The organism is Brotaphodocola sp. (assembly GCF_983179755.1).
In genome coordinates, this window is sequence record NZ_CFAHBC010000034.1 from 1 (window position 1) to 24,201 (window position 24,201).

Genomic DNA, 24,201 nt, shown 5'->3' on the forward strand with positions numbered 1-24,201 from the left:
GAGGTATCAGCCATAATCCGGCAGAAGCCACCGCTGTAGCGGATATACAGACCGGCTTTGAACTGCTTTGTGACGTGTTAAAAGAATTATCAGCTCAACCCTTTTTGTCATGGTAAGTTTTATTACCACCAGTTTACAACTTTTTCTGTTCCGACAGCAGATACCCTTTTTCTGCTGATTCTATCTATACTGACATTGGAATACGCACATTCCATTCGGTTCCTGTATCGGCATTTTTTATCTGGAATAACAGAAAAATCATTGAATGTATTTTACTATGCATGCTCCTATGAAAAGGTTGATTATTCCAGATTTATGAATACCACTGCTCGGATTGCTTTAAAGTTGATACCGGATTTCTTGCAGACACAACCAGTATTTCTATGTGTTGACGATACGATGGTATCAAAGTTTGGCACAAAATTTGAAAATGTTTCAAAACTGTTTGATCATGCCGCACACAACGGTTCCAACTATCTAAATGGACACTGCTTTGTGGGCATCATGCTCTGTGTACCCGTCTGAAATGGGGATAAGGGATCTTATCTTTCCGTTCCTCTAGGCTATCGTATGTGGCAGAAAAAAGAATCCAAACTGGAACTGGCAGCCTCCATGATCCGGCAGGTTATGCCTGAATTTCATAGCAAGGAACATGTCATCATTCTTTGTGACAGCTGGTATACAAAACAAAATCTGGTGTCCATTGTTGAGGAATATCCAAATCTGGATCTGATCGGTAACGCAAGGGTTGATTCTGTCATGTATGATCTTGCACCTGAACGCACCGGTCACCGGGGACGTCCTGCCAAACATGGAAAACGTCTTTCAGTTGAAACAGATTTTACTTTTTCAAATGAAAAGATTGGCGATTATTATACCAGTGTTCGCCGAGTTATGACCAGGATTTTTGGCAACAGGGAAGTCCTTGCCTATGTCACTACCACGAAAAAAGAGCATGGTACAAAACGACTATTTTTCAGTACGGTTTTTCCGGAAAATCTGCCGATTTTCTGCGCCTGTCAGGAAAAAGCACCACTGAATCCGGCTGACAGTGACTGGATGAAATACATTCCACTGTTACTGTATTCGTTTCGCTGGAATATTGAAACAAGCTACTATGAACAGAAAACTTTCTGGTCTTTTTGTAACTATATGGTGCGAAGCTGTAAAGGAATTGAAATGATGGTCAATCTGATTAATATCAGTTACTGTGCTATGAAGATTCTACCCTATCAGAACGAACATTTTTCTCAATATCGCACAAAAAGTGTACAGGAGTTTCGTTTTGAATTAAGTCAGGGTATTCGTAGTCAGATATTTTTTACCATTTTCGTCAAAAATATCGAAACACATATAAAATCAAATGCTATGATAAAGGCTTTAAAACAACTGGCTTGCCAGCGCGTCTACCATTTATAAAGTTGTAAACTGGTGTAGGAACATACATAATAAAATGCAGTCAATGATTTTTTCGTTATTCCGGATAAAAAATGCTGATACAGAAACTGGATGGAATGTGCGGATTCCAAAGTCAGTATGGATAGTATCAGCAGAAATAAGGTATCTGCTGTTGGAACAGAAAAAGTTTCAAAATAAATCAAAAAATATTGATGAAGTCTACCAATCAGTGTTTTTTCGTTGTATAATGTTTTTGTCGTACAGGATCACTTTCTTTCATAATGTTTTAGGCAAACTCATTATACATCAGAAAGTCCTGTACGATATTTTTTATTTCAGAAAAAGTTGTAAAGTGGTGAATTATTATTAACCATTATTAATCATTATTAATCATGAGCAACTACTAGTAAAAGATTGAGTCTGCAAATCAGGTGTCAATTTCCACCGCATCCGCCACATCCATTGTTTCCACCACATCCGCCACCCGGTCTTCCCGGACCGCCCGGACCTCCTGGACCTCCGCCCGGGAACGGGAATCGGTCATTGTCATTTCCGGTCTCGAAACCATCTCGAAAACCTTCCTCGTAGCCTTCCCGGAAGCCATTGCGAAATGCCTGACGATTGCGGTTGTTCCAACCGTTGTTTCCGTTGCAGCCATTTCTGCATCCACCGCATCCACATCCGTTTGAGTTGATTCCACATCCTCCGTTGCAACCATTTCCGCATCCATTGCATCCACACATATTTGAAAGCTCCTTTATTTGTCTTTGTAACATATCTTATGTGGACAGTTAGACATGTGTGAAAGACATGCTTTTTGAAATCTGATGGGGTCGAAAAAGGGGACAATTTCAGAGTGGCGAAATGTACAAAAAAGATGGTTTAGATTTGTCTGAAGTGCCAGTTGCATTTCGAGGATAAGTGTGGTATTGTATACTTACAAGCTAATTGTATACAATCTAAAAAGAATGTATACAAAAATAAAAGCACGGAAAAGGAGAATAAACGATATGGATTACATCAATAACTATTCCCTGGAAGGTAAAGTAGCTCTGGTTACCGGAGCATCCTACGGAATCGGTTTTGCAATCGCAACCGCTATGGCTAGTGCAGGCGCAACGATCGTCTTCAATGATATCAAGCAGGAACTGGTAGATAAGGGTATCGCAGCTTACGAGGAGAAGGGCATCAAGGCTTACGGTTATGTATGTGACGTAACCAACGAGGATGCAGTCAATGAGATGGTTGCAAAGATCGAGAAGGAGGTTGGCGTCATTGATATTCTGGTAAACAATGCCGGAATCATCAAGAGAATCCCGATGATCGAGATGTCCGCAAAGGATTTCCGTCAGGTAATCGACGTAGATCTGAATGCTCCGTTTATCGTTTCTAAGGCAGTTATCCCGAGCATGATCAAGAAGGGTCACGGAAAGATCATCAACATCTGCTCCATGATGTCTGAGTTCGGACGTGAGACCGTTTCTGCATACGCAGCAGCAAAGGGTGGCTTAAAGATGCTGACCAGAAATATCTGCTCTGAGTACGGCGAGTACAACATTCAGTGTAACGGTATTGGACCTGGTTATATCGCAACTCCGCAGACCGCTCCGCTGAGAGAGAAACAGCCAGACGGTTCCAGACATCCGTTTGATCAGTTCATCGTTTCCAAGACCCCGGCAGGACGTTGGGGCGAGGCTTCCGATCTGGGTGGACCGGCAGTATTCCTTGCATCAGATGCATCTAACTTTGTAAATGGTCAGATCCTGTATGTAGATGGCGGAATTCAGGCATACATCGGAAAACAGCCTTCATAATGATTTCGTGAAAAATCCTGATACATGAAGCAGGTTTTCTCTTGAACGACAAAAGCTCAAAGCTCTTTCTGCCGTCTTCGGATGACAGGAGGAGCTTTGTTTCGTTATTGAGGAATGGAAGTGAACAAAAAAGAAAGATTTGCATTTCCGGCATTATTCTTGTAAAATAGTAGGGATTTCGTAGAAATTTTCATTAAGAAAAAATACCGGAGACGGGTTCTGGAAATAAATATGGAAAACAAATATTGGGAATGGTGGAAGTGAAGGAGTGAGTGACAGCTATGGGTGAGAAGTGTCTGAAGAATCGCGGGGATTATGTGTTTGATACCTTAAAAAAAGAAATTTTGAAACTGGAATTGAAACCGGGACAGGCGATCAGTGAAAATGAGATCTGTGCTCGTTTTGATGTTTCGAGAACGCCGGTTCGCGAGGCATTGCGCAGACTTCAGGAGCAGGGGTTTGTCCGCACAGTCCCGTATTCAGGGACGTATGTGACACTTCTGAATCTGGATGACATTCGCCAGATGATCTACATGCGAATCGCAGTGGAGCTGATGGTGATGAAGGATTTTATGCAGGTTGCCACTCCGCTTCTTTTGGAGGAGGTTCGTCACCAGATCCGCTGTCAGGAACTTCTGATTCAGCAGGCAAAATTTGAGCCGGAAGAATTTTATGCGATGGACGATCAGATGCATATGGTATGGTTCTCCGCGACGGGAAGACTTAAACTTTGGACGGTCATTCAGGCACAACAGCTTCATTATACGCGTTTTCGGATGCTTGATTTTGTGACAGAGACAGATTTTACCCGTATCATCCGGGAGCATGCGGGGCTTTTGGATATGCTGGAAAAACGAGATACACACGATTTGGAAAAGGCATTGAAAAAGCATTTGTCCATTAGCATGACGAGGATGAAACATGCGATTGAGGTGGAGTATCGAAATTATTTTGAACCGGACAGCATTGATTTTGAGGAAAATCGGTTGTTGTAGGACGAGAACGATATTGAATAAATCAGGTGATATGAAAAATCAAAAGTGCAAAATGAAAAGTGCAAAATGATAGAGAAAACAGGGGATTTTATCACGCAGAGAGGATGTTCTCCTGTTTTTTTATATCAATCGAAATTAGGCGATATTATTAATTGGTATTAAGTGGCATCAATCAAATTTTCTTCATAAATTCTTTCGGATTCTTCGGTTGCATATCCAGACTGATTATTATAAGATAAGAGAGTAGTAACACTTCAAAAACGGAGTGGTTGCGGTTTGATTTCTTTGGGGACAATAAAAAATATTTGGAGATATCATTTTGAAAATCAGATTATCGGGCAGAAAATCACTTTTGCTGATTTTTTTGTTACTGTCATTTTTACTGCTGATTTTTTTTGGCGTACTCATTTATATGAAAAAGATTAATATCAATCAATTCTGGGTAAAACAATATTCCATACATGGGATCGATGTCTCCCATCATCAGGGAGAGATTGACTGGAAAAAATTAAAGGAAGAAAAGGTACAGTTTGCTTATATCAAGGCGACTGAGGGAAGTGGTCATGTGGATGACCAGTTTGAGGACAACCGCAAACAGGCGCAGGCGGTTGGAATCCACACGGGAGCCTATCATTTTTTCAGTTTTGAGAGTGCTCCGGAGACGCAGGCAAAAATTTATATGGAGACGGTCGGAGATCTGGTCGGACAGATGATTCCGGCCGTGGATGTGGAGTACTATGCGCTTGGGAATGCAAAAATGCCGGAGCCGGAGGAGATTGCCTCCTCCCTGCAAAGGTTTCTTGACATTTTGGAAGAACATTATGGAAAGAAGCCTGTGATTTATACCACATACAAGTTCTATTTCCGTTATATTCGCGGGAAATTTTCGGACTACCCGTTGTGGATTCGCAACACTTATTATCCACCTCTCGACATCGCCGGATGGTCTTTCTGGCAGTATTGTGATGAGGGACGATTTGAGGGTGTTGCGGACCAGAAAGGCGATGTGGATCTGGATGTATTTCGGGGGACAGAGGTGGAATTTCAGAAGTTTTTTGTTCAGCAGAAATGATGAATCTGGAAAATAATCAGTAAACAACAGGGAGAGTTAACGGGAAGACAGAAAGAAAACGATGAGCAATTTACAAGACGTTAATGAGATAAAAGAGATTAAAGAGATTAGAGAAAATAGTGGAGCTGATAAAAAAATCAGAGCGCTTAGTGAAATCAGTGAAAGAAAAGAAGTTGGGAAAATTTTGGAAATTTACGAGGCGGATTTCGGATGCGAGGGGCGACCGGACGGACAGGAGACGATGGTGATGGTTTGCTTGAAATCTGAGAAATCCGGCTTGGAGCATACGATTCAGATAAGAGATTCTTACTTGGATGAGAAAGGAATTTGTGAGGGGGATCTTGTCTGTTGGGCAAAAAGGGAGAATGGGACGATCGATCCTGTTTCTTTGGAAAAGTCCGAGATTGAACTTGAAAAAATCAATTTCAGGCAAATCGGACAAGGTACACGAGAGAAGAACGAGACAGAAGAACTGGTGGAGGAAACACGTTAGATGGAGGCATATTATTACAGCAAGATGAATCGGGAATGTCAGGTGGTTTATCGGGCGATGAAACAGGGATTTGAGAGCCTGGCAGAATCTTTTCAAGTCCCGCGTCTTGAGGGACGTCTGCTCCACGAGGTGTTTTTCCAGTTGCGTCTGGACCATCCGGAGATCTTTTGGGTTTCCGGTTTTAAGTACAAGTATTATCAGGATTCTCCGAATTTGATTATGATTCCGGAGTATTTGTTTGAGAAGAATAAGATTCAGGAACACCAGAAGGCATTGAAGGCGCGCGTGGAGAAACTTGTGCGCCCCGCGCAGAAGATGAGCGAGTGGGAGAAAGAGAAATATATCCATGATTTTATCTGCGAGAACGTCCGTTATGATAAGTTAAAAAAGCCGTACTCCCATGAAATTATTGGACCGCTCGGACAGGGGGTTGGTGTCTGCGAGGGCATTGCAAAGTCGGTGAAAGTGCTTTGCGATGCGCTGGGAGTCTGGTGCATGATTGCACTCTGCGGAAACAATCCGGAGAAGGGAATCAAGTATCGCCATACATGGAATATCGTGAGGATCAATGGAACGTATTATCATCTCGATGTGACGTTTGACAACAGCTTGAGCAGAGAGAAAAAGTATGGAGATGGGACGAGAGGAGCAGGCGGAAAAGATGCCGGAGCGAAAGCAGGGGAGAAAATTCGCTATGATTATTTCAATCTGGATGACAAGGCGGTATTTCGAGATCACGAACCGCTGATTGCGCCAGCGCCCTCCTGTACAGATGGAGATCATTTCTACTATCGGGAAAAGAAACTTTCATTCACGAAGGTGGAGGATGTCTATAAGCGGGCACAGCAGACAGCGAAAAAGGGAAAAGAATTTACGTTTCATTGGAGAGGCGGTTATCTGACGAAGGCTGTGCTCGAGGAATTGCTTGAGTGCATGGCAAAGGCGGGAACAGAGAGACAGAAAAAAGCGAAACTCAGCTTGAACTGGTCACAGGCGGTAATGCGCCTTTCCTATGTGCCGGATGAGACGAGATCTCCGGAGGAGCTTGCGCAGATGGTGACGATGGAAGATGCAAACGAAGGAGAGCAGGAGTGATGAAAGTGATAGAAGCGATAGATCCGTTTAGACGATTGGAACAGCTTCTTGCACAGGATCAATTTGAGCTTCTGCTGGAAGAAGAGAACGAGCAGAAAGAAGAACAGGAAAAGCAAAAAAATCAGGGCGAAAATCAGGAAGAAGACCACGAACAAAATCAAGAAAAAAACCAGAAGGAAAAGAGAGAAAAACAGAGAGAAAAACGCCGTGATCTCCGCCTTGTTTATCTGATGAACGATGCGACGGAAAGTTTTCTTGTCTTTGAACATGCGGTGATTACGGGAATATATCAGGCGGATTACGAGGGCGAGTTAGAGGCTTCGCTGGAATGTCAGGAAGACGCGGAGAGCCCGTATATTCTGATTGTTCGTCAGGGTGACAGTGTGGTGACGATTTTCTTCCGGGATTTAAAATTTGAATGTCATCTATATGATTACGGGCAGATCGGACATTTCTGGGTCAGCGGATATGAGTATTTGCGCCAGTTGGAGTATCGGATTGCAATTTTGAGGGACAAGTGTGAGTACCTAGGGGAGGATTTTTGTACGGATGAGGAGAGAAAATTTGCGTCTCTGGCACACTTTCCGCCCCTCAATCACACGAACTATCCGGCAGTTCCGGAGCGCTATCTCGTACCGCAGGAGGAACCGTGGATTCCGACTGAGCAGGCGATCTCTGTCATGGAGGAGCTTGCAGGAGAGGCGGGGGATCGCAGATTTCTGTACCTTCTCAAAGTTTATCGCAGGCATTCGGGCAGGATGATGGCGCGTTTTCTTGCAATGCTTTTACATACGAATGCCCATGCAAAAGTGACGGATCTTTTGGAGGCGCATCTCAGACGGAGTGCAGGAGTTTATCCGAAGCGATCATTTGGAAAATCGGCGGATGCCTGTTTTGAGGCTGCAATGTCGAAGGCGAAACGCAGGCAGGAGGAGCTAGAAAAGCAGGGCGTACACGCGATGATTTTGAGAGAAGAACCATTTGAGATTGCGAGAGATTCGATTGGATTTACCGCCTATCTGATGATCTGGAAACCGGGGTGGATCAACCGTCGAACGGAGATTGAAAAATGGGAGGGACAGTGCTGAGATGGAAGCGATTGCACTTGGCCTGTTTTCGGCAGGTCTTTTGGCTTGTGTGTTTACCGGAAAATCGATTCTGCTTGCGATGATGTTCGGGTATGTACTCTTCTTCGGATACGGGATTGTGCGTCATCACAGCGCAGGGCAGATGGTTCGCTGTTCGCTTGGCGGGATTCGCACGGTGAAGAACATTTTGATTACGTTTCTTCTGATCGGAATGATCACGGCGATCTGGCGAGGCAGTGGAACGATTGCCCTGCTTGTCTGTGAGGCATCACGTTTTTGCTCGCCATCAGCGATTCTTCTCGTGACATTTCTGATGTGCTGTCTGATCTCTGTGCTCACAGGAACCTCGTTTGGAAGCACGGCGACGATGGGCGTGATCTGTGTGACGATTGCAAACAGCATGGGCGTTCCAATTTTTTATACCGGCGGAGCCGTGCTTGCGGGTGTCTTTTTCGGGGATCGCTGTTCTCCGATGTCAACGAGTGCCCTTCTTGTGAGTGAATTGACAAAGACTGATATTTTTAAGAATATCGGAAAGATGGTAAAAACCTCGGTTGTTCCGTTTGTTTTGACCTGTCTGATTTACTGGAAACTCGGACAGACTTACACATCGGGAGCTGGAAGTATCGCGATTGAGGAAATTTTGCGGTCCTATTATGATCTCTCCTGGGTCGTTGTGCTCCCTGCGGTGATTGTGATTTTGTTTTCTGTGTTCAAGCAGAATGTAAAAATCACCCTGCTCGTCAGCAGTCTGAGTGGAATTCTGATTGCTGGCTTTGTTCAGCACCTCGCTCCGGCGCAGATCGTACATCTTTGCGTGTTTGGATTTTCTGCGGAGAGCGCCGAGGTCGCCACCTTTATGAATGGAGGGGGACTGCTCTCGATGACACGCGTCTTTCTGATTGTATGTATCTCCTCATGCTATGCGGGGATTTTCAAGGAGACGCATTTTCTGGATCATCTTCAGGATGGAATCCTTCGATTGGGTGAAAAAATCACGCCGTTTGGTGCAATTTTGCTGACTTCGGTTGTGACAAGTGCGATTGCCTGCAACCAGACTCTCTCGATTATGCTGACGCATCAACTCTGTGGACCTGTGGTTGAAAATCAGGAGGAATTGGCGATTGATCTGGAAAATACGGCAGTCGTCGTTGCACCGCTGATCCCGTGGTCGATAGCCGGGGCAGTTCCGCTTGCGACGGTTGGAGCGCCGGAGAGCTGTTTAATCACAGCTGTGTATCTGTATCTGATTCCGCTCTGGAATCTGGCAGTGCAGGCAATGCAGTATCGGTCACGCCATGATCGATCCCGCTATGCATCGGGGAATGCATAAAGCTGCCTTTGTATCGTTGAGCGCGGTCAGTTTATTCTACTTTCATCATTCGATATCCGACACCGACGTGGGTCTGGATATATTGATGGGAGATGGGAGCTTGCTCTAGTTTTTTTCGCAGTGTTGCCATAAAGACGCGCAGAGATCCGATGTCTGTTTCTAGACTGCTTCCCCAGACATTCTGAAGAATGTATTTGTGGGTCAAAACTTTTCCGGTGTTGTGTGCCAATAAGCACAGTAGTTTGTACTCCATTGGAGTGAGAGAGAGTTCCTGATCGGCAAGATAGGCACAGCCGGATGCATAGTCAATGCGAAGCTGTCCGTTTTCGTATACGGCTTCCTGGGAGAGATTGTTCTGCATGAGTGCAAGACGCCGTTGGACCACACGCAGACGGGCAAGAAGTTCGTCTACCGAAAAAGGTTTTGTCAGATAGTCGTCAGCGCCGGCATCCAAAGCATCGATTTTATCGATATCTTCACTTCTGGCGCTGATGACGATGATGGGAACATTTGACCAGCTTCTGATCCGCCGAATGACCTCAACTCCGTCGATATCTGGCAGCCCTAAATCCAGAAGAATGATATCAGGATTGTGAGAGGCAGCTTCCATCACGGCTCCCTCACCGATTGCGGAAGTGATAAACCGATAATCATGTGCTTTCAGTGTAGTGGTGATCAGATTTCGGACAGGGGTGTCGTCTTCGACTACTAAAACCTGGAATTTACTCATAAAAAGGAACCTCCTCTAATGGAATGGTAAAGCTGAAAATAGCTCCGTGCGGCAAATTGTCAGATACCGAAAGGACTCCGCCGTGAGCTTCTATAATGGATTTGCATAGATACAGTCCAAGTCCCAGACTGCGTCGGTTGTCTGCTATTTTTTGGTTTCCACAGTAAAATTTTTCAAAGATCCGTTCTTTGTCCGCGGGCGGAATCCCATTTCCGGTATCGGCGATGGAAAGCTCTGCCATATTTCCTTTTTTCTTTGAAGTGATAGTGATGGAAGAGTCTGCGGGGGTGTATTTTACTGCATTATCGATGATATTTGCGATAACCTGAACGAGAAGTTTTGCATCTGCTTTGACTAAAATCAGGTCATCATCAAAGGAAACTGAGAGCGTATGGCTGTCCAGTTTCCGCTTAATGTGCCAAATGGCCTCTTCAACAATTTCGCTGAGCAGTTCGGTGGAGGTGCGCAGAGTCATTTTTCCTTCTTCAATCCGGGTGGCATACAAAAGGTTTTCTACGAGATCAATGAGCCACATGGAGTCGTTGTAAATATCGGAATAAATCTGTTGTTTTGTCTCTTCATCAAAATAATTTCCATTGCTCATCAGATTGCTTGCATTTCCGGAAATAGAGGTGAGTGGTGTGCGCAAATCGTGGGAAATTGTGCGGAGCATATTGGCGCGGAGTTGTTCGCTTTTTGCGAGGATTGCCGCGGCCTCTTTTTCACAGAGATTTTTCTCATTTTCAAGAGCGAGTGCTGCTTCTCCGAGAATGGAAAGCAGAATGCTGTGGGCAGGAGCATCCAGGGGCGTGTTTTTTGCCTCGATTCCGATGACTCCGTAAACCCGTTCGTTCATGCGAAGAGCAAAATAGAGATACTGGGTGTGTGAGTGAGTATCTGTGGTTGCTCCGGCTGTGTGATTATTCGCTAAAACCCATTCTGCTGCGGCCCGTTCACTCTCAAAGTGATAGGAAACAGGAATATTTGAAGTCTCTTTTGCCTGTGAAAAATAGGGTTCAGACAGTTTACCGTTTACATTTTCAAAGATTACTACGTTTCGTTCCAGAAGTTTTTGAATCTGCTTTGCTGTGGCTTCAAAGATTTCTCTTTTTCCATTTGCTTTGGAGAGCAGTTGGTCCGTGTCAAATAAAACTTTGGTTCGGTATGCAATCTTTGCAGATTGTCCGGCCTGTGCTTTGTATCGGATTGCCATGGTCCCTGTGATATAAGCGGTCAGAAACATGACAATAAAGGTGACCGGATATCCAGTTCCATAGGCGGTGAGCGAAAATTTTGGAATGGTAAATAAATAATTGAAAATACATACACTTGCGACAGAAGAGATCAAACTGTAAACCTGATGAGACGTCACGATGGAGGTTAACAGAACCCCCAGAATGTATACCATAATGATATTTGCACTTGTAAATCCCAGATGATCAAATAAGATGCTCAGCAGAGTGGCACCGAAAAGGATGGCACTGCTCTTGAGTGTGTTTGTGAAAATGCTGTGTTTTTTTAGATAATCGTTTCTTCTTTTCTGACGGTAAGGCAGTTCGCTACACAGATCCGGAATGATGTGAATATCCATTTCTGGATCGTAGGAGAGGAGCTGTTCGGTCAGGGTAGATTTTCCAAAAAAACGCTTACGGGTCATCGCACTTCTGCCAAGGACAATTTTGGTGATACCGGATAATCTGGCATATTCGGCAATCTGGTAGGGGACATCATCCCCGTATATAGTCTCAATATTCGCACCAAGCTGTTCTGCAAGTTTGATATGGTTGTGTAGCCGTTCTTTGTTTTCAGGTGTTTCTTCTGCAAAGTCAGGTGTTTCCACAAAGAGAGCGGTGAACTGACTGTTGAATGCCCGTGCCATTCGGGCAGCTGTTCGGATGATCTTTGCATTTGAGGGTGCTGAGGACAGACAGGCGAGGATATGCTCATCGGTGTGAAAATTATTTGTTTTTGAAAGTTGGCTCGACAGGCGTTTTACCCGATCTGCACAGCGCCTGAGAGCAATTTCCCGCAGAGCGGTTAATTGTTCGACGGTAAGTTTGGAATCAGCAGTGTTTTTTTCTTGTAAACGTTCAATGAGTTCCTGCGGTTCGATGTCAATTAATTCTACTTGGTCTGCATTGTCGAAGATGGAATCTGGGATGCGGTTCCAGGTGGTGATTCCTGTGATGGAGGCCACAGTATCATGAAGGCTTTCAAGGTTGCTCACGTTGACGGTCGTGTATACATCAATTCCATGATTGATCAGTTCCATTACTTCCTGATAACGTTTTTTATGGCGGCATGGCGCCTGATTTGAATGTGCCAGTTCATCGACCAGAATCAATTCAGGATTCCGGCTCAATGCAAGATCGATGTCAAAATTCTGTTTTTCACAGCTGAGCCATTCGAGTTGGCTGAGAACATCCGCTAATTCTGAGTCTTTTTCTAAAGTATGCAGGGCAACGTAACCGACAACGACATCTATTCCCTGTTCTTTAGCGGTCAAAGCAGCCTTTAGCATGGAATGGGTTTTGCCGATGCTTTCTGCATAACTGAAAAAAATTTTTAAACGCCCTTTTTTTATTTGATCCATGTGCGTGATCCTCCTGGTCTACGGCAAATTTTATCACAAAAACGTTGTTTTTTCCACCAGGAATACGTTCTCAAATGCGAGTAGAATTCGATCACGGCATTGAGAGGAGACATGTCTGTTCCACACGATCCAGAAACAGCAGTTCGCATCTGGATTTTTGATATGGATACGTCCAAAATCGGGATCGTCCGGCAGTTTCTGGATGTTTTGTTCAGAGATAAAAGCGAGGTCCACCGCACCATCGGAAATTCTTTGTAAGAGCTGACGAAAACTCCTGATGCTGAAATGAAATTCCATGCATGGACTTATATGAAAGCAGGAGTCTAATGTTTTGATGGAAAGATTCAGCAGGACAGGGGTGTCAGTGGCAATGGAGATGACGGTGCTTTGCTCAGGCAGAAACTGTCTGTTGTTCTGCTCCATGAAATCATCAAAACGCTTTGATAGATAATATCCAAATGAAAAAATAATGAGCGCGGTAACGCTTAAAAGCAGTTTGTCAGTCCACTTCATTTGCTTCACCCCCATATGTTTGTTGTTCGTATATGTATGTTTATATCTTGCAGAAGGTCTTGATGCTCAGATATGGAAACATTTTTGAATTGCCTTCTGCGCTCCGAGGACAAGAATGGATTTCTCAGCGCTGAGAACGGTATCCGGTGTGATATTCATGTGCAGTTTGCCATTCTCTCGAATGGCGAGAATGCTGATGCCGTATTTTTTGCGGATGTCAAGCTGGAGAATGGATTTTCCGGTCCATTCTGAGGGGACAGAGAGTTCAAATATGGAGTAATTTTCGTCCAGTTCAATGTAGTCTAAAATATTATCGGACGTACAGCGGATCGCAGTCCAGGAAGCTAACTGTTTTTCCGGATAGACAACTTCATCTGCTCCATTTCGCAGTAAAAATTTTTCCTGCACTCCGGTGGAGGCCCGGGCGATTACTTTTTTTGCACCCAGTTCTTTTAAGAGAGAGGCTGTCTCGAGAGAATTTTGAAAATTGTCTCCGATGGCGACAATGCACGCATCAAAATTTCGTATTCCGAGAGAGGAAAGAAATTCTTCATTTGTGCTGTCTCCAATCTGTGCATTTGTGACGAAGGGAAGAACAGAATTTACGCGTTCTTCATTGCTGTCTACTGCCATAACCTGGTGGTTTAATTCGTTGAGTTTCCGGGCAATGTGTTTGCCGAAACGTCCAAGTCCAATTAATAATACTGATTTCATAAATAAACTCCTTATCCGACGGTTAGTTTTTCTTGGGGGAATCTCGCCGTGTGTCCTTGATTTCCAGATAGAGCGGAAAAAATAAGAGTTAAACCGCCTACCCGTCCTATGTACATTAAGAAAATTAAGAGGAATCGGGATAAGATTCCGAGTTGTGGGGTGATTCCGAGTGTCAGGCCTACGGTACCGATTGCTGAGGCGGTTTCAAATAGGCAGACAAGCAGGGGAAGATTTTCGATTCGGCTGATGATAAACCCTCCGAATACGAATAAGGTAAGGTACATCATCAGAATGGTTGCGGCATTCCGGATCGTGTCATCATCAACCCGTCGCCCAAAGAAATGGGTGTGCTCCCTGCGACGGAAAACGGAGATCGCTGTGGAGAGAAGGACTGCGATTGTTGTCGTTTTCATACCACCGGCAGTGGATCCGGGAGAGCCTCCGATCAGCATCAGAATGATCATGATGGCAATGCCGACTTCGCTGAGCTGGGTCAAGTCGATGGTGTTGAATCCGGCAGTCCTCGGAGTGACTGCCTGAAAAAGGGAGATGAGGATCCTCTTCCCGACCGGAATATGTTCAAATTCCAAAAAGAAAAAATAGAGTGCAGGAAGAACGATCAGCAGGGAGGTTGTCAGAAGGATGATTTTGCTCTGCATGCGATATTTTTGAATATGGCAGGTGTGGCTTTTGATATCATCCCAGGTCATAAATCCGATTCCGCCAAGGATGATAAGTGACATGACAGAGAGATTGATGACAGGATTTTCAATGAAGGATGTCAGAGAGGAGTAAGGCGCTTCGATTCCCATCAAATCGAATCCGGCATTGCAAAATGCTGAGATCGAATGAAAAAATGCGTACCACATTCCTTTTCGTGCTCCGAACATTTTATAAAAACTTGGAAACATGCTCACTGCACCGATCAATTCAAAAATTATGGTTATTTTGATGATGAATCCGGTTAATCGCACAATTCCGCCCACTTTATGTGCAGAAATTGCCTCCTGCATCGTACTGCGCTGTTTTAGGCTGATTCGCTTTCCAGATATGACGGAAATTGCGACTGCCACGGTAATAACGCCCATGCCTCCGATCTGGATGAGAAAAAGGATGATGGTCTGCCCGAATGTGCTCCAGTAGGTTGCGGTATCTCTCACGATCAGCCCAGTAACGCAAACTGCTGATGTGGCAGTGAAAAGTGCGTCGGTGAAGATTGCCCCCTTTCCATCCTGAGTGGAAATCGGCAGCATCAACAGCAGACTTCCCAACAGAATGACACCTGCAAAACCGAGAATAATAATCTGTGAGGAGGATAAATGTTTTTTTATGTACCTTGTGTGTCTTATGTGTTTCATATTTGTATCCTTGTCTTTATTTGTGTTTTGCCTTGATATTTACTGCAAGTTGTTTTGATTTCTGCTTTTATTATTCCATATGAGGCATAAAATGTGTATTAGTGTCGATTTGACGGTATTAAATTTGTATTAAGATGGGCAAAAAATATTTTTTGTTGCACCAGCGGAAGAAACACGATAAAATAAAAGATGGAACGCATTTACTGCATTCCGCTTCACCAGTTCTGGGAGGAGTATGGGTTTTCCGCCTGTATCGGAGGTGTCCGGTCTTACATTTGATTATCCCGAGAACACACTCCGGCTGGTGAGAACTTCATAATGAAGAATGAAAAGTTCATAAATATCATAAATAAAAAATAAGGTCTGATTTTTTAGCGCATGCAGAGAGAATTCGTTTGATTCTTTTCTGCATGCGCGTTTTTGTGAATGGAAAAATCAAAAATCAAGAATTAAAAATCAAGAACTAAAATCGAACATATGATCGAAAATAATTGCTATTTTGGAAAAAATGTGATAAGATAAAGGAAAATAAAAAAGTGCCCAAGAGGCATGAAACGATGTCACCAGTTTGTGATATGGGGACGGTGACAAGCTGACAAAGCAGAATGGCTGGAATGTAGTGTGATAGATGGAATGCATTCTGTCTTTGAAGGAAGAGAGGAAAGAGGGAGATATGCCGAAACTTTTTGATATGATTCCATCTGGTTTTTTTAACTGCCTGTCAAGCGCGGGCAATAACCAGATTTATTCGGATTGCCTCCAGTTGATTTATGATCAGTATGAGAGGGAGGTATCTTATCGGATCGCGCGAAGCCGAATTCGAGACGCACTGGCATCGTATCTGCTTGAGAATCAGGTCAATGAGCTGGAGCCGGATCTGGATCTGAGCATGAATCTTGAACAGAATCTCGATCAGAATTTTGACCGGAATTTGGATGATCAGGAGACAGGTCCCGATCCGTCTTTGGAAGCAGATAGAAACTTAAGAAAAGAGAATGTGGATAGGGAGGAGACTTCTTCCTCGGCAAGGCGAAACTATAATGAACTGGCGAATGCGGTGATTCGCCGTTTTTGTTCTAAAGAGGTCGGCTGGCTTGAGGAAGACACGGATGATGCCACCTATGAGAAGCACATCGAGATGACGGAACAGGGGATTTTGCTCGCAGAGTTTTTGCAACAACTGCGAAAGCCGGAGCGGGAGGAGTTTTCCAGCTACCTTTATAACATTTACAATATCCTGCACAATGAAGATCAGTGGAAGCATGAGCCGTATGTAAATGGTTTAAAGAATATTTACCGGAATGCAAAGATGCTCTCGAAATCCCTGAAACGTCTCTCCACCTTTATCCGAAAGATCATTGAGCGGATGGCTGAGGAGGAGACGCTTGAGAGTCTGACGGAGAATGTGATCGAGTACTGCGAAGGAGATTTCATCCGGGAGTATGCGCGTCTGACGAAACAGCAGAATATTCATCTGTACCGGACGTTTATCCGACAGAAACTCGACGAGATTCAGAACGATCAGGATCTCTGTGAGGAGCTTGTAAGAGAATGTGCGAAGGAAGAAGAGATCACACTCTGGGAGGCGGAAGATGCTGTCCTTGATATGATTCAGGCGACGCGCAATTTCCTGACGGAAGACTATGACAAGATTATGCGGGATATCAAGCATAAAATCAATGTCTACTTACAGATTGCGATTGGCAGAGCGCGATTTATCCGCAATCAGGACACGGATGTGCGCGGAAGTGTCGAGCAGACGATCCGTTATCTTGCGCGGGAGATGAAGATGGTCGGATGGAAAGATTCGCTCGGGGAAGATTTGCAGTCGCTGTTCGCTCTGGAAAAGAATGAGTTTCTCGACCTTGATTCTCTGCGCTATCCGAGAAAGATACAGAGAATCCGCAAGGAGACGGTTTCGGAGTTTCAAGAGATGACGAGTGAGGATGTCGAGCAGGCTCGTCTCGCACACGAGAGAGAGTCCTACAATCCATACTCGAAAGACCGGATGAAGCAGTATTTGGATCGCGCGATGGAGGAGGCGATTCGAAAGAGCGATTGTGTGGGTGAGACAGAGACGGGGAAAGGATCTGCGGTTCTCACGAGTGAGGATCTTCCGCTTTCAGACAGTGAGGATCTTCTGTGTGCATTGTCTGCGGTTGCCTATGCGAATGAAAATGGCTACACCGTAGAGCCGGCGGACGGATATGTGAGGGCAGATCATCTGCTCCTGCGTCGGTTTGAGATTCGCAGGGCAGACAAGCCAGATGAAATAAAATAAATACGATTCCGTATGTACTTTATATGGGATTTTACATAGAGGGAGAAAAGAAGATGGGCATGGATGCTTACTGGGAGGACTATACATCATCGGAAAAGAGTATGTTTACAAAAGCCTGCCGAAGACTTTTGAAGGGAACTTTTGTGGTTCGGGACAGGGATGAGGACAGCAAAAAGCTGTATTATTTTATCACGAAGAGACCGGACCCGATTTCCCTGTATTTTTCTTATATTGGATTTGAGATTGTGATAGACCGCGAAAACGGGGTTGTGATGCTGAAAAACTGTGCGCAGTCGGGGGAGGACGGAAAGATTCAGGCGAATCGATATGCCCTGCGAAAAGTGGACAGCATGGTACTCTGTTGTCTGTGGACGCTCTACATCGATCGGATTCGCTCGGGCAGACTCTCGAGAGCGGTTCAGATCTCCATGACGGATCTGAGACTGGAGCTGGACAAGTACGGTCTGAAGGATCTTGTGGATAAGAGCACGATGAGTGCGATTCTCACGATCTTTTCGAGTTACAACCTGCTGGATCTCGAAGGAAAAGTCGGAGATCCAGACTGCCAGATCTGGTTGTATCCGTCTCTCCAGTTTGCGCTGAATACGGATGAGATCCGCAGATTTGTGGAGAATGCGGACAGACGGATGAGAGATCTCGAGGACGAGGACGAAGACAGATTGACGATGGACAGGATGACGGACAGGGATGAAAACGAAGACAGCGAGGATGCAGACAGTGACAGAGATGCAGTGGAAGGAGACGCCGATGAAGACGGAGATGAATAACAGAAAGACGGCAACGAAACTGCTTTTGGTGCAGTGGTCGCGATTTCAGAATGTGGAGATGTGTCTTGAGGGTTCTACGCTCTTTACGGGAGTCAATACAAGTGGAAAATCTACGGTTCTCGATGCAATGACGTATCTGCTCACGGGAAACACCCAGTTTAACAAGGCGGCGAAGGATAAGGACCGCACGGTTGTCGCCTATGTCCGCGGAGATACCAAGAGCAATGGACCGGATCGCTATCTCAGAAGCGGAGAAGTGATCAGTTATGTTGCAATGGAGTTCTGGTCACCGGTTGAGGACAGCTCACTTGTGGTCGGTGTCTGCATCGAATCGCCGGACGAGACGAGTTATAAGAGCAGTTGGTTTGTCTGCCGGGATACGACACTCGCGGATATGAATTTTGCGCGTGTGGATGGCGGACTTCTCCGCGTGACGCCGAGATCAGAGCTTCACACGGCAGAAAAGAGACTGAAGTCTGCGGATTTTCTGTCGAGAGACCGTGGTGTGGAGCAGGTTTTGCGGGCACTCGGACTTCGCTGTGATCCGATTCGCTACCGGAACAAACTCCTGAAAATGATGGCATTCAATCCGGAGAACAATATCGATCAGTTCATTCAGGAATGTGTCTTAGAGCCGAGCAATGTGGATTCGCTGAAAGATCTGCGAGAGCAGAAGGCACAGTTTGAGCGGATTCGCCAGATGTATCAGATGATGCGTGAGAGCAGGGATCAGCTTGAGAAGGTTGAAAAGAGAAGCGTGGACTATGAGAATCGCCTGCGCCGTCTGCGGATTCGTCAGATGATGTTCTGTTATCAGCAACTTCAGGAGAAGGAGACGCACAAGAAAGAGCTTGAGCAGAAGCTGGAAGTTTTGCACCACCAGGAAGAACAGCTCAGACTTCGCCAGGGAGAGATGGATGAGCGGTATGAGCACGCCTCCTCTCGCCTGCGAATTGCGGAGAGCAACGATATGTTCCGCGGAATGCAGGACAGCATCCGGGCGATGAAGGGACAGTGTGCGGAGCTTGAGCGTGAGGCAGATCGTTACGAGAAAGAGGAAAAGAAGATTCAGAATCTTCAGCACCGGCTGGAGACTCTGCTTAGCTGGACTCAGCTTGAAGATGGAGAGGGACTTCCTAAGGAAGTGAAAAACACCTTGCTTCATCTGGCAGAAGAGGGGATGACATCGGAGCGAAAGACGGAGCATTTCTTAACCTTTTCTTCCTATGTGCAGAGACTCGACCGAAAGTTTCAGAGTCTCGAAGTTCACAGTGAGGACAAGAAGAATCTTCTCTCGGAGGAGAGGGAGAGCATTGAGCAGGACATCAAGAAACTGCGCGCAAACCGGATGGTATTTCCGCGAGAGGTTGAGAAAGCCCGAACTGTGATCCAGAAGGAGCTGGAGAATCAGGGAATTCACACTCAGGTCCGAGTCTTTGCCGAGATGGTTCAGGAAGTCAAAGCACCGGAGTGGCGAGCTTCTATCGAGACTTTCCTTGGGAAAAAGCGTTTCGATCTGATCGTCGATGGTGAGTACTGTGAGAAGGCGATGGAGATCTTAAAGAGTCGGAAGCTGAAGAATTGCAAGGTTGTCATCACAGACAAACTTCCGGAGACTCCAGTGACGGAGGGATCGGCATCGGAGATTTTGAATGTCCCGAATGGGTTTGCGCGCAGGTATGCAAATTACCTGCTCAATGGAATTCATCTTTGTGAGTCGCTCGGAGAACTGCACGAGTATCCGAAGGGCGGACTGACGAAGGACGGAATGCTTGCAAAGAGCTATGCGGTGTCTGCGATGGATCTTGAGAAGACATCTCTTTGTCTGGGTGAGGATGCGGTTCAGATCCAGCTTGCACAGGCGGAAGCAGACAGACAGAAGAATCAGGAAGAGTACCGGAAACTTGAGGAGGAGACTGAGAGAACGCAAATTCACCGCCAGGAGATTGCCTCTATCGACTGGAATCTCGAGCATTATGATTTTGACGCACAGAAGCGTTTAAAGAAAGTAAAGAGAGAACAGGCAGATCTTGAGCGACAGATTGAGCAGATTCAGAACAGCTCGGAGTTTATGGCAGTTATTCAGGAGCAGGAGTCGGCGAGAAAGGCTTATGAGACCTGTCAGAGGGAGCGCGATGAGGTCGTCGGAGATATCCGAACGTGCTCCGATGCTCAGAGTCAGAATCAGAGAAGCCAGAAGATGATTTCCGGTGATCTTTATAAGCTCAACCGCGAGTATCAGGATCTCTCTTCCAGAAACATGGAGCTTGAGAAGCCGATGATGGAAGAGTATGAGAAACTCAAGAAACAGAAGGGAAGTTTTCAGGTAATTACATTCGGAGCGGTTCGCGACGCAGAGAAGAATGTGAATGACAGCATCCGTGAACTTGAGAATGCTCAGATTGAGTATTGTCGGTTGTCGGAGAAGGATTTAAGTCGGAGAGGAACTGCGTACATCTCCTATTACCGTGAGGAGTACCGAAATCTTGCAAATGTCAAGATTGAGGAAGCGCATCACAAACTTGAGGAGCAGGCAGGACGGCTTGAGAGCGCCTTTATGAACGACTTTGTCGCAGAGATCAATGAGGCGGTTCGAGAGGCGAAGAGCGAGATTGCGTTGATCAACCGTGAACTCAGACAGCTTCCGTTCGGAAACGATACGTATCGTTTCGTGATGGAGGAGAAGCCGGATCGAGCAGTCTTCTTCCGCATTTGCCGTCGCCTCGAAAACTATATGGATTCTCCGGAGGCATATATGAGTTCCGGGCGTGATGACGAGGAGATGGAGCGGGATATTCAGGAGTTCATGAGTGTGATCCTCGATGAGGAGGATGAGAGCGAGTACACGGATTACCGCAAATATTTCACTTACGACATGAAGATCATCAGCCGTCAGGGAGATAAGGAGATTGTAGCAGATCTCTCAAAGAAGCAGGGTTCTGCGAGCAATGGCGAGAAGCAGACTCCGTACTTTATTATTCTTGCGGCGAGCTTGAACCAGTGCTACCCGCAGAATGTCTGCTGTGCCCGTCTCGTCTTCATCGATGAGGCGTTCTCTGCCCTCTCGAGAGAGCGAATCGAGCAGATGGTCAAGTACTTTGAGGAGAATCACTTTCAGGTCTTCTATGCGGCACCGCCGGAGAAGATCAGCAGTATCGGAGCCTTCATCGAATCGACAGTGAGCCTTGTCATCACCGGACGATACACGAATGCAGTTGAGGGACTCGTCAGAGGTTAAAAGAGAAAATCAAGAAAAAGAGAGTCAAGAAAAAGCACCGCTTTTCCATCGTAACAAAAGGGGATAACAGATGGAAAGGCGATGCTTATTTTATATGATAGGAAATAGCGTCCTATCATATAAAAATAGCTCCGCTAGAATGCGCCTTGGTACATTCTTTTTCATATTTGAATCAAATTTTCAAATTAACTCAAACTTATCTCACAAGGCAAGGCTTCTTGGAGTCATACTTCCAGTTCGGAATCAGGTATTGCATAGCCATTGCATCGTCACGATCGTGGGACGGCATGCTGTTGTAGAGACGGTTTGCCTCCATCACGCGCTCCATATCGAGGGTGACACCGAGACCCGGACGGTTCGGAACCTCCAGATAACCGTTCTTGATCTGCGGAGCATCCTTTAAGAGATTCTGACCATCCTGCCAGATCCAGTGGGTATCAAGAGCGGTCGGATGACCCGGAGCGGCAGCGGCAACGTGAGCGAACGTAGCCAGTGTGATATCAAAGTGGTTGTTGGAGTGACTGCCCCAGGTCAGACCCCAGTCATTCAGGATCGATGCCATGCGCAGGGAACCTTCAAGACCCCAGAAATGTGGATCAGCCAGAACAATGTCAACAGACTTGAGTGCTGCTGCATGATAGAACTGACGCCAGTTCGTCGCGATCATGTTTGTTGCAACAGGCATGTTCGTTGCATTCTTGAACTCTGCCATGATCTCACGGCTGGAGAAACCTGCCTCCGGTCCGCAAGGATCTTCAATATAGGAGAGCGTGTTGTGCATATCCTTGCACAGGCTGATTGCCTCTGCGAGACTCCATGCGCCGTTCGGGTCGATATTGATGCGCCCATCCGGGAAATGCTTCTTCAAAGCGTGCACGGTATCCATCTCGTACTCTCCGGAGAAGACACCGCCCTTGAGCTTGAAGCAACGGAAGCCGTATTTCTCCTGAAGGCACTGTGCTTCCTCGACGATCTGCTCGTGGGAGAGCATCGCATTTCGGCGCATCTTGAACCACGGATCAGAGCTTGTGGACTCATCAAGGTACGGCAGATCAGTCTTGTTGCGGTCGGAGACGTAGAACAGATAACCGAGAACTTCCACCTGATTGCGCTGTTTGCCCTCTGCGAGCAGTTCGCACATCGGAACACCCAGGTGCTGACCGAGCAGGTCGAGCAGAGCGCACTCGATTGCCCACTCTGCGCGGACAACGAATTTCAGCTTGCTGATATCGAGAGTCTGGATGCCCTCGCCGTCATCGCCCTCTGCTTTCTTACCACCTCTGTGGATTGCACCGAGGATGGAGCGATATTTGCCGACTTCCTGACCGACAACGAGCGGAATGTAGCTGTTTAAGCATTCCTCGGTATACTCGCCACCGTGGATTTCACCGATTCCGGTGTGACCGGAATTATCCTTGATGATGACAAGATTTCTGGTGAAGTACGGGGCATGTGCTCCGCTGAGTGTCATTTCCATGCTGTCGTATCCGGCTACCGGGATGACCTGCATTTCTGTGATGATTGGTGTTCCTGTCATAATAGAATCCTCCTTAAATATATAAAGATTATGTGTTCTTTTTGAAGAAAATAAAGTTATGTAAAGTCAGATAAAAAATCGTTTGAAAGATGAGAAATCTTGTCTGTCTGACTGATTTTATTATAAAGGAGGCGGAAAAAAATAGCCAATATGTAATAATGATTGAAAAAATTACTTTTGCTTATGGTCAAAAATGCTGTTTACGAATCCACAAAACCCTGTTAAACTGAACGGGAAGGGGAGAGAAAAGAACCTATTTAAAAAATCTGTAAATAGGAATCGGAAAAAGAAAAAGTGTATGAAAAGCAGGGAAAACGGAGAAAAAACGTTTGGAGGATGAGAAACATGACGTGGTTTCAATATGTAATTTCTGACCCGGCTGGGATGCATGCGCGCAGTGCGGGCGCAATCAGCAGGATGGTAGAACCTTTTCAGTCACAGGTGCGTATCCGACTGAAGACAAAAGAGGCGGATGCGAGTAAAGTGATGGCGCTTATGGGACTCAAAGCGAAATGCGGAGACCGAATTGAGATTCGAGTGGAAGGACCGGATGAGCAGGAAGCCGTCCGAATTTTGCAGGCATCGATCCCCACAATTTTGTAAATGGACAAAAAAACTTGAAATGCCTGTGTTGTGTTTGCAGTCATGTTGATTTTAGGTGTGGACAGACTTGACATATCTGCCTGTCGTGTTATAATGAAGTACGAATCAAAAACAAATGAGATATGAGTAATGCGTTGATGAGAAGAGTAGCCCGCCCGAAGCGCACAGAGAGGAATGTATTTGCTGGAAGCATTCTGCGAGGAAGACGAGGCGAAGACCATCTCGGAGCGGTCCTTAATCGGACCCGGTGATTCCGTTATCATCAGAAGGAAGAGGTTGTGAGAGCATCATAAGCCAGAGTGAAATTCAGAATCGAGAAAGATCGAGAAGCATGAAAGCTGGAAATTGGATGACGTGGATTGCTCACAACAAGCAGGGTGGAACCGCGATCGAATATCGTCCCTTGTCTGGCAGTTTGTGCAGACAAGGGATTTTTTGTATGATAGGAAATTGCGTCCTATCATACAAAAAATGCTCCGCAAGGATGCGCACTCGGCGCAGGGGAAGATGGTTGCTGAAGCAACCGCGCCTCGGCGCGAGAATGTGCCAAGGCACATT

19 protein-coding genes are annotated in these 24,201 nt (G+C 45.8%); 12 read left to right on the forward strand and 7 right to left on the reverse strand.

What is annotated here, in order from left to right; translation table 11 throughout:
- Positions 1 to 570 precede the first annotated feature (570 nt).
- A complete protein-coding gene (locus AC4EVX_RS10900) occupies positions 571 to 1,419 on the forward strand; it encodes an IS701 family transposase (RefSeq protein WP_490160211.1) in 849 nt (282 codons plus the stop codon).
- 413 nt (positions 1,420 to 1,832) lie between these two features.
- Here the strand turns inward: AC4EVX_RS10900 and AC4EVX_RS10905 are convergent, their stop codons facing one another.
- Complete coding sequence (locus tag AC4EVX_RS10905; RefSeq protein WP_432629204.1) at positions 1,833 to 2,141, reverse strand: hypothetical protein; 309 nt, start codon at positions 2,139 to 2,141, stop codon at positions 1,833 to 1,835.
- 267 nt (positions 2,142 to 2,408) lie between these two features.
- Between AC4EVX_RS10905 and AC4EVX_RS10910 the strand changes: the two genes are divergently transcribed.
- The 7 genes from AC4EVX_RS10910 to AC4EVX_RS10940 all read left to right on the forward strand — a co-directional run bounded on the left by AC4EVX_RS10910 (position 2,409) and on the right by AC4EVX_RS10940 (position 9,288).
- Positions 2,409 to 3,212 (forward strand): gluconate 5-dehydrogenase, encoded by an 804-nt coding sequence (locus tag AC4EVX_RS10910; protein WP_308450730.1) that lies wholly within the window; start codon positions 2,409 to 2,411, stop codon positions 3,210 to 3,212.
- 281 nt (positions 3,213 to 3,493) lie between these two features.
- Positions 3,494 to 4,207, forward strand: a complete 714-nt coding sequence (locus AC4EVX_RS10915; protein ID WP_308450731.1) for a GntR family transcriptional regulator — start codon at positions 3,494 to 3,496, stop codon at positions 4,205 to 4,207.
- Positions 4,208 to 4,619: 412 nt separating this feature from the next.
- A complete protein-coding gene (locus tag AC4EVX_RS10920; protein ID WP_490160212.1) occupies positions 4,620 to 5,279 on the forward strand; it encodes a glycoside hydrolase family 25 protein in 660 nt (219 codons plus the stop codon).
- A gap of 61 nt (positions 5,280 to 5,340) precedes the next feature.
- Positions 5,341 to 5,772, forward strand: coding sequence for a hypothetical protein (locus AC4EVX_RS10925; RefSeq protein WP_490160213.1), 432 nt, complete (start codon positions 5,341 to 5,343; stop codon positions 5,770 to 5,772).
- Positions 5,773 to 6,867 (forward strand): transglutaminase domain-containing protein, encoded by a 1,095-nt coding sequence (locus tag AC4EVX_RS10930; protein ID WP_177977466.1) that lies wholly within the window; start codon positions 5,773 to 5,775, stop codon positions 6,865 to 6,867.
- The gene (locus tag AC4EVX_RS10935) at positions 6,867 to 7,955 is read left to right on the forward strand and encodes a DUF3878 family protein (RefSeq protein WP_490160214.1); all 1,089 of its coding nucleotides are present in this window, start codon (positions 6,867 to 6,869) and stop codon (positions 7,953 to 7,955) included. Before AC4EVX_RS10930 ends, AC4EVX_RS10935 begins: the two co-directional genes overlap by 1 nt.
- 1 nt (position 7,956) lies before the next feature.
- Entirely contained in the window at positions 7,957 to 9,288 is a 1,332-nt protein-coding gene (locus tag AC4EVX_RS10940) for a Na+/H+ antiporter NhaC family protein (protein ID WP_490160215.1), read from the forward strand.
- A 31-nt stretch (positions 9,289 to 9,319) separates the two neighbouring features.
- On the opposite strand, the gene AC4EVX_RS10945 is transcribed toward AC4EVX_RS10940, so the two are convergent.
- From AC4EVX_RS10945 to AC4EVX_RS10965, 5 genes are all read right to left on the reverse strand, one after another.
- On the reverse strand, positions 9,320 to 10,018 hold the full coding sequence (locus tag AC4EVX_RS10945; RefSeq protein WP_177977468.1) for a response regulator: 699 nt from the start codon (positions 10,016 to 10,018) through the stop codon (positions 9,320 to 9,322).
- Complete coding sequence (locus tag AC4EVX_RS10950) at positions 10,011 to 12,611, reverse strand: ATP-binding protein (RefSeq protein ID WP_490160216.1); 2,601 nt, start codon at positions 12,609 to 12,611, stop codon at positions 10,011 to 10,013. The genes AC4EVX_RS10945 and AC4EVX_RS10950 overlap by 8 nt, the downstream gene beginning before the upstream one ends.
- A gap of 33 nt (positions 12,612 to 12,644) precedes the next feature.
- Entirely contained in the window at positions 12,645 to 13,124 is a 480-nt protein-coding gene (locus AC4EVX_RS10955; RefSeq protein WP_177977470.1) for a hypothetical protein, read from the reverse strand.
- Between the two features lie 66 nt (positions 13,125 to 13,190).
- Positions 13,191 to 13,838, reverse strand: coding sequence for a potassium channel family protein (locus AC4EVX_RS10960; protein ID WP_177977471.1), 648 nt, complete (start codon positions 13,836 to 13,838; stop codon positions 13,191 to 13,193).
- Positions 13,839 to 13,849: 11 nt separating this feature from the next.
- Positions 13,850 to 15,196: a TrkH family potassium uptake protein gene (locus tag AC4EVX_RS10965; RefSeq protein WP_331682004.1), complete on the reverse strand. Its 1,347-nt coding sequence runs from the start codon at positions 15,194 to 15,196 to the stop codon at positions 13,850 to 13,852.
- A 673-nt stretch (positions 15,197 to 15,869) separates the two neighbouring features.
- Here AC4EVX_RS10965 and AC4EVX_RS10970 point away from each other — a divergent pair.
- From AC4EVX_RS10970 to AC4EVX_RS10980, 3 genes are read left to right on the forward strand one after another with little or no spacing between them, the layout of a single operon-like run.
- Complete coding sequence (locus AC4EVX_RS10970; protein WP_177977472.1) at positions 15,870 to 17,477, forward strand: Wadjet anti-phage system protein JetA family protein; 1,608 nt, start codon at positions 15,870 to 15,872, stop codon at positions 17,475 to 17,477.
- A 53-nt stretch (positions 17,478 to 17,530) separates the two neighbouring features.
- Positions 17,531 to 18,265: a DUF4194 domain-containing protein gene (locus tag AC4EVX_RS10975; RefSeq protein ID WP_177977473.1), complete on the forward strand. Its 735-nt coding sequence runs from the start codon at positions 17,531 to 17,533 to the stop codon at positions 18,263 to 18,265.
- The gene (locus AC4EVX_RS10980; protein ID WP_490160217.1) at positions 18,186 to 21,503 is read left to right on the forward strand and encodes an SbcC/MukB-like Walker B domain-containing protein; all 3,318 of its coding nucleotides are present in this window, start codon (positions 18,186 to 18,188) and stop codon (positions 21,501 to 21,503) included. The genes AC4EVX_RS10975 and AC4EVX_RS10980 overlap by 80 nt, the downstream gene beginning before the upstream one ends.
- Before the next feature lie 196 nt (positions 21,504 to 21,699).
- Here the strand turns inward: AC4EVX_RS10980 and AC4EVX_RS10985 are convergent, their stop codons facing one another.
- Entirely contained in the window at positions 21,700 to 23,040 is a 1,341-nt protein-coding gene (locus tag AC4EVX_RS10985; RefSeq protein WP_490160218.1) for an enolase C-terminal domain-like protein, read from the reverse strand.
- A 345-nt stretch (positions 23,041 to 23,385) separates the two neighbouring features.
- Here AC4EVX_RS10985 and AC4EVX_RS10990 point away from each other — a divergent pair, with 345 nt between their 5' ends.
- Positions 23,386 to 23,643, forward strand: coding sequence for an HPr family phosphocarrier protein (locus AC4EVX_RS10990; protein ID WP_177977476.1), 258 nt, complete (start codon positions 23,386 to 23,388; stop codon positions 23,641 to 23,643).
- The last annotated feature ends 558 nt before the right edge of the window (positions 23,644 to 24,201 follow it).